Source organism: Streptomyces sp. MS191, from assembly GCF_008042125.1.
Classification (GTDB): domain Bacteria; phylum Actinomycetota; class Actinomycetes; order Streptomycetales; family Streptomycetaceae; genus Streptomyces.
Genome location: NZ_RDBI01000009.1, coordinates 9,163 through 15,654, shown reverse-complemented (window position 1 = coordinate 15,654; position 6,492 = coordinate 9,163). Strand labels below are relative to the sequence as shown.

Here is a 6,492-nt window from a genome sequence, read left to right as displayed (position 1 = left end):
GCCAAGGCCTCCTGGTCCAACTACGGCTCGGTGCTCGACCTCTTCGCCCCCGGAGTCTCCATCACCGCGGGCTGGAACACCGGCGACAGTGCCACCAACACCATCTCGGGTACGTCCATGGCCACCCCGCACGTCGCGGGCGCCGCCGCCGTCTACCTGGCCGGCCACCCCTCGGCCACCCCGGCCCAGTCCGCTCGCCGCCTTCCACAGCATCAGCGCGGTGACGGCCGTCCTGCTGGGGCTGGTCGCGATCGGCGCGGCCATCCACGAGCCGGTGCTCATACCGCCGCTGGCCGCCAGCGCCGCGCTGGTGCACAGCGCGCCCACGCTGCCGCTCGCGCAGCCCCGCGGTGTCGTCGGGGGCCACCTGATCGGGGCGGCCGTCGGATACGCCGCCCTGGCCGTCGCGGGCAGCAGCGCCTGGGCGGCGGCCGTCGCGGCGGGGGCCACGCTGGCCCTGCTGACCCTCGCCCGGACGCCGCACGCGGCCGCCTGCGCCACCTCGGTCGTGATCGTCCTCCAGACCCCCGATCCGGTCCGGTTCGTGCCCCTGCTCCTCGGCTCCACCGTGCTGCTCGTGCTGACGGGATACGCCGGCTCCCGCATCCGCCGCACGGCGCCGAGGTATCCCGCCTACTGGTGGTGACCCGCGCCGCGCGCGGCGAACGCCCCCGGAAGCCTGCGGCCTCCGGGGGCGTTCGCGTATTCGAGTCGGACGGGCGACGGCGTTACGGCACGAGCCTCAGCAGCCGGTTCGGCGAGCCGCTGCCGGGGCTGGTCACCTTGTTCGGCGTCGCGCCGTTCACCAGCGCGGCCGAGACCTGGGCCGGGGTGGCCGAGGGGTGGCCGGCCAGGTAGACGGCGGCGGCGCCCGCGACGTGCGGGGTGGCCATGGACGTACCCGAGATGGTGTTGGTGGCACTGTCGCCGGTGTTCCAGCCCGCGGTGATGGAGACTCCGGGGGCGAAGAGGTCGAGCACCGAGCCGTAGTTGGACCAGGAGGCCTTGGCGTCGGTGTTGCTCGTGGCGCCGACCGTGATCGCGGCGGCCACCCTGGCGGGCGACGAGGAGGAGGCGTTGACACCGGAGTTGCCGGCGGCGACCGCGTAGGTCACACCGTCCGCGATGGAGTTCTTCACCGCGTTGTCGAGGGCGGTGGAGGCCCCGCCGCCGAGGGACAGGTTGGCCACGGCCGGAGCCCCCGCGGTGTGGTGGGCGGTGACCCAGTCGATGCCGGCGATGACACCGGCCGTGGTGCCGGAGCCGTTGTTGTCCAGGACGCGGACGGCCACGATCCTGGCCGACTTGGCCACGCCGTACGTGGAGCCCGCGATGGTCGTGGCGACATGGGTGCCGTGGCCGTTGCCGTCCTGGGCGACGGAGTCGCCCTCGACCGCGTCGTAGCCGTTCGTGGCGCGCCCGGCGATCTGGGAGTGCGTGATGCGGACGCCGGTGTCGATCACGTACGCGGTGACTCCGCCGCCGGCGCTGTCGGGGTAGGTGTACGTGCCGGAGAGCGGCAGGTTCGCCTGGTCGATGCGGTCGAGCCCCCAGGGCGCGTTGGACTGCGTGGCGTCGGAGCGGACGATCTGGTTCTGCTCGACGGAGGCCACGGCCGGGTCGGCCGCGAGCCGCCGCGCCTCGGTCGCGCCGAGGGTGGCCGTGTACCCGTTCAGCGCGGAGCCGAAGGTCTTGCCGACCCGGCCGCCGTAGTCCGCTATCAGGTCGCGGCCCTTGGCGGAGCCGGCCTTGATGCCCGCGCCCGGCTTCAGGGTGACGATGTAGCTGCCGGGAACGGCGTCGGCCGACCCCGCCGCGAGCACGACGCCCTCGGCGGGGGCCGCCTGGGCGGGGACGGCGGCGAAGGTGCCCAGAAGTGCGGCGGCGGTCGCGGTGGAGACCGTCAGGGCGAGGCGGGTCCTGGAGTTCTGCGGGAGTGCCATGGCGAGGGAGTCCTCCTCATCGGCGGCGCGCCCTGGTGGGGCGGCGCTCGGTGGTGGGGGGTGCGGGGGTCGCACGTACCGCTGGGAAACGGCGTGTTCCGCTCCCGGCGTGATCAGCAGCCTGTCGGCGCTACGGGCGTGGAACAAGGAAATTGGGGCCTTGTCATGCAACCGCCATGGCCCTGCAATCGAAGTCCGCACGCCGCCACCGGCGGTGACGGGACAGCAGACGCGGAAGGTGACCGAAAGCGCGCTCCCCAAGGCGGGCCATATCCGTCGAACCGTCCCCCGTGACCCCCGACTCCACCTCGCGCGGGCCGCGTCACGGAGCAGCCACACGCTTGTCACACGCGATCCGGAATGTCGCTCGCGGCGGCGGCGGTTGCCGCGAGCATGACTATCGGTGTGACTCTGAGCGCGACCTCCCGTCAGCTTCCGATCGACGCCACGGTGCGCCTCGCGAGAGAGGCGCGGGACGCCGGGCTGCGCTCCGCCTGGTTCGGGCAGAGCTTCTCGTACGACTCCCCCCTGCTGGCCGCGATCGTCGGCCGCGAGGTACCCGGGCTCGAGGTGGGCACGTCGGCGATCCCCGTCTTCGGCCGCCACCCGCTGCTGATCTCCAGCCAGGCCCAGACGGCCCAGGCCGCCACCGGCGGCCGCTACCACCTGGGCATCGCCCTCGGCGCCCGGCACCTGGTCGAGGAGGGCTTCGGCATCCCGTACGAACGACCCGTGGCGCTCCTCAGGGAGTTCCTCACCGCTCTGCGGCCCCTGCTGGAGACCGGGCAGGCGGACTTCCACGGCGAGCTGCTGACGGCCACGACCCCGCTGCCGGCGGCGGTGCCCGACGCGCGGCCGACGGTGCCGCTGCTGGTCGCCGCGATGGGACCGCAGGCCCTGCGGGTCAGCGGTGAACTCGCCGACGGGATCCTGCCGTTCCTGGCCGGACCGCGCGCCCTCGCCGCACACATCGTCCCGGCCGTCACGGCCGCCGCCGAGGCGGCGGGCAGGCCCGCGCCACGGATCGTTGCCCTCGTTCCCGGCGTGGTGACCGCCGATCCGGACGCGGTCCGGGAGACCGCGGCCGGGGCGCTGGCACTGTACGAGGGCATCCCCTCCTACCGGCGCGCCATCCAGCTCTCCGGCGCCACGCGCGCAGCGGACGTGGCGGTGATCGGAGACGAGGAACATGTCGCCGCCGAGGTCCGGCGCTACCGCGACGCCGGCGCGACGGAGGTGGTGTTCACGGCCACCGACCTCGGCGGCGAGGCCGACCGCCACCGCACCTGGAAACTGCTCGGGGAACTGGCACAGGCGTGAGCCCCGGGGCGGGGGGCTGCTCGGGGCGTGCCCCGAACCGCGGCCGCGCGCGGACGGCGGGCCGCGGCGCGGCCCCGTACGGCGGGCGGACGAACGGCCCCGCGGACGCGCCGTGGGGCCGGGCGGGAGAGTCCCTCGTCAGTGGCCGTAGACCTGGAACTCGTACAGCGAGATGCCGTAGGGCGTCGCGCGGATCGTGCCGAGGACGCGGACGTAGCGGCCCTCGCCCCGGACGTCGAGGGTCTGCGTGCCGCCCCGGCCGTCCGTCGTCGCGAACAGCTCGCGTGACGTGCCGAACGCGGGGTCGTCGGAGACCTGCACGCGGAAGCCCCTGGCGTACGCGGCCTCCCAGTGCAGCACCACCCGGGAGACCGAGCGCGAGGCGCCGAGGTCGACGTTGATCCACTGGCCGTCCTGGAAGGCGCTGCCCCAGCGGGTGTCGGTCCGGCCGTCCACCGCCGACGCGGGCGTCAGGGTTCCGTTCTCCACCGACGAGGCCCAGGCGGGACGGCCCTGGGACAGCAGGGTCGCGGCCGGGTCCCCGGCGGTCGTGGCGTGCGCGGGGGCCGAGACCGCCGAGAGGTTCCCGGCGGCGTCCCGGGCCCGGACGGTGTACGCGTAGGTGCGGCCCGCGGTGAGGGCCGTGTCCGTGAACGAGAGGGCGGCGACGTCGGCGACCCGTACGCCGTCCCTCAGCACTTCGTATCCCGCCACCCCGCTGCCGGGCCCGTCGGTCGACGCCTCCCAGCTCAGCGCCACCGAGTTCGCGGTCGTGCCGGTGACGCGGAGCGCCGCGGGCGTCGAGGGCGGGGTCGTGTCGCCGGACCCCGGTGCGGCCAGCCGGTTCGCCGTGCGGTCGAGGTAGGTCGCCGTCCAGGCAAGGGGAGCGTTCCAGTTGACGGTGTTCTCCTTGGAGCACCACGCGTCCGGTGCGGTGCCGGGGCCCGCGTAGGACTTGGCGGCGGGCTTGCCCGCGGGGGTCGCGTTGTCGTTCACGAGTTCGTTGTTGGGGCCTCCGGACAGCCAGCCGCGCGGGTACGGCGTGCCCGGGTAGCCGCCCCAGGCCAGGCGGTCGTGGAGGTCGGACTCGGCGTACTCGCCGTACCCGGTGACGTACGACAGGCGCATCGCGTTGGCACCCATCAGATAGTCCATGCCGCGGTGCATCGCCTTCAGGTAGCGGAGGTCTCCGGTCACGGCGTGCGCGGTGCCGAGCAGCAGCATGCGGTTGGCGATGGCGGAGTTGGAGCCCCACGGATAGGCGGCGCTCCCGGGGAGGAGCGACGGGTAGCCCTCGCCGTTCAGCGTGGTGACGATCTGGTCGGCGAAGCCCGTCAGGTTGCCGCGCATGCGGGCGAGGTCGGCGGCGGGCAGGTCGTTGGGGACCGCCAGCAGCGACAGGGTGCCCGTGGCGGCGACCTCGGCCCAGTCGAACATGCCGACCTGGCCGTAGTGGGGCGAGGTCGTCACCGCCCGCCGGTAGGCGTCGGTGCCGGAGTCGGCGCGCCGGGCGGCGGTGAGGTAGAGCTCGGCGGCCGCGGCGTACCGGTCGTCGCTGTTGACGGTGTCGGGATAGTCGCCGCCGCCCTCGGCGTCCGTGCCGTTCGGGTAGTCGACGTCGGGCTGCGCCTCGGCGCGCTCCCAGGCCGTGCGGGCGCTCGCCCACAGCTGGTCGGCACGTCCCGGGTCGAAGGCCCCTACGACGCGGGCGAGTTGGGCGCTGTTACGAGCCACGGCGTAGGTCGCGTTCGTGGAGGGCGGCATCGCGGAGCGGGCCAGGGCGTTCTCCGCGCCGACGTCGGCGACGGGGAAGGCGCTCCATTCGTGGTTGTGCACCTTGTGGGACGCGAGGCCGGTCGGCGGGAGCATGCCCGGCATGAAGCGGGAGCCGTAGGCGACCTCGTCGACGATGTCCGGCCTTCCGTTGGCGCTCTCCGGGAGGGCCAGGCTGCCGTCACCGTAGGCCGAGGGGTCGCGCTCGTAGAGGTTGAGCAGCGTCCACGCGGACACGGCGTGGTTCACCGGGTAGATGCCGAAGTCACCCGCGTCGGCCCAGGAGCCCGCGACGTCCAGGCGGCTGCCGCCGCACCAGTTGCCGTAGCAGGGAACGGAGTTGTCCCCCGGATGCAGGGCCGCGTGCGCGTGCGCCGGGTTCTGCAGGTGGCGACCCTCGACCGGGGTGCCCATGCGGTGGAAGTAGAAGTACTGCATCGCCTCGCGGCCGAGCTGCGGGTACAGCGAGGTGTCCCGGATCGAGAAGGGCACGCTCGCGCCGGCGGAGTCGACGGTGAGGCGGTAGTCGCCGGCCCGGGTGAAGGAGGAGAAGTCGGCCTGGTGGACGTGATCGCCCGAGGCGCGGTCCGTGCCGTGGACCCGGGTGGTGCCGGAGGCGACGACCGCGTCGTCGGCCGTCCTGCGGACCTGCCAGGCCAGGGGCGTGGAGGCGGCGCTGACGATCGTGGCGATCTTGTCCGCGCCACCGAGGTAGCCGATCTGGTTCACCCGGACCGGGCTGGTGTCGCTCGCGGCGACGGAGGCGGTCGCCGGGACGAGCGGGGACAGCAGGGCCGCGGTGAGGACCGCGGCGGTGAGACAGGCGCGCCGTCGGGGGCGGAAGCGCTGCATGAGGTCGACCTTCCATCGGCGGGTGCGGTGGGCGTGGTTCGCGGGGGCGCCGGAGTCCGCCCGGTACGGGTGCTGACGGATGTTCGGGAACGCGCACCGTGCCGCACGGACAGGGGTGGGAGCGCTCCCATTCCGTTCCGCGTCCAATCAAGCGGCGAACCGCCCGTCTTGTCAATGACATGTCATGGAAACGCGTTCGACTTCGGCCACCGGACCACGCCTCGTGGCCGAAGTCGAACGACGAACCGCGGCGCGCGCCGGCCTACCCGCCGGCGGGTAGGCCGGGCCGGCACGACAGCGTCCACCGCGGCGACGCGCCTGCTGCTCCGGGCCGGGGCGAACCCGGTCACGCCGGCGAGGGGCACGGGACACGCCGAACCGGACCGGCCGCCGGCGAGAGGCACAGGACACGCCGAACCGGACCGGCCGCCGGCGCGCGCCGAGGGGCGAGCGGGGACGGCGCGGTCCGTGGCGCGCCGGTCAGGGGCTCGCGTCCGTGCCGGACCCGTGCGCGGGGCCGCGGCCTCCACGCCCCGGCGCCGGACCGGGGTCCTCGCCGCCGGGTCCGGGATCGGGTACCGGGGACCGCAGGGGTCCGGTGGGA

General features: G+C 74.4%; 4 protein-coding genes and 1 pseudogene. 3 read left to right on the top strand and 2 right to left on the bottom strand.

The features are described from left to right. Nucleotides 1-204 (top strand): annotated as a pseudogene (locus tag EAO71_RS01750) (S8 family serine peptidase); the annotation flags it as partial. 16 nt (nt 205-220) lie between these two features. Next, nucleotides 221-646, top strand: a complete 426-nt coding sequence (locus tag EAO71_RS01745) for an HPP family protein (RefSeq protein WP_187282517.1) — start codon at nt 221-223, stop codon at nt 644-646. Nucleotides 647-728: 82 nt separating this feature from the next. Here EAO71_RS01745 and EAO71_RS01740 read toward each other — a convergent pair whose 3' ends face one another. Next, complete coding sequence (locus EAO71_RS01740) at nt 729-1,943, bottom strand: S8 family peptidase (protein WP_147975984.1); 1,215 nt, start codon at nt 1,941-1,943, stop codon at nt 729-731. Between the two features lie 393 nt (nt 1,944-2,336). Between EAO71_RS01740 and EAO71_RS01735 the strand changes: the two genes are divergently transcribed. After that, a complete protein-coding gene (locus tag EAO71_RS01735; protein WP_147975983.1) occupies nt 2,337-3,263 on the top strand; it encodes an LLM class F420-dependent oxidoreductase in 927 nt (308 codons plus the stop codon). Between the two features lie 138 nt (nt 3,264-3,401). Here the strand turns inward: EAO71_RS01735 and EAO71_RS01730 are convergent, their stop codons facing one another. Next, on the bottom strand, nt 3,402-5,888 hold the full coding sequence (locus tag EAO71_RS01730) for a glycoside hydrolase family 9 protein (RefSeq protein ID WP_147975982.1): 2,487 nt from the start codon (nt 5,886-5,888) through the stop codon (nt 3,402-3,404). Between the last annotated feature and the right edge of the window lie 604 nt (nt 5,889-6,492).

Excerpts from the sequence above, each read along its gene's own strand:
- EAO71_RS01740 (WP_147975984.1), bottom strand. The coding sequence starts at position 1,943 with ATGGCACTCCCGCAGAACTCCAGGACCCGCCTCGCCCTGACGGTCTCC.
- EAO71_RS01735 (WP_147975983.1), top strand. The coding sequence starts at position 2,337 with ATGACTATCGGTGTGACTCTGAGCGCGACCTCCCGTCAGCTTCCGATC.
- EAO71_RS01730 (WP_147975982.1), bottom strand. The coding sequence starts at position 5,888 with ATGCAGCGCTTCCGCCCCCGACGGCGCGCCTGTCTCACCGCCGCGGTC.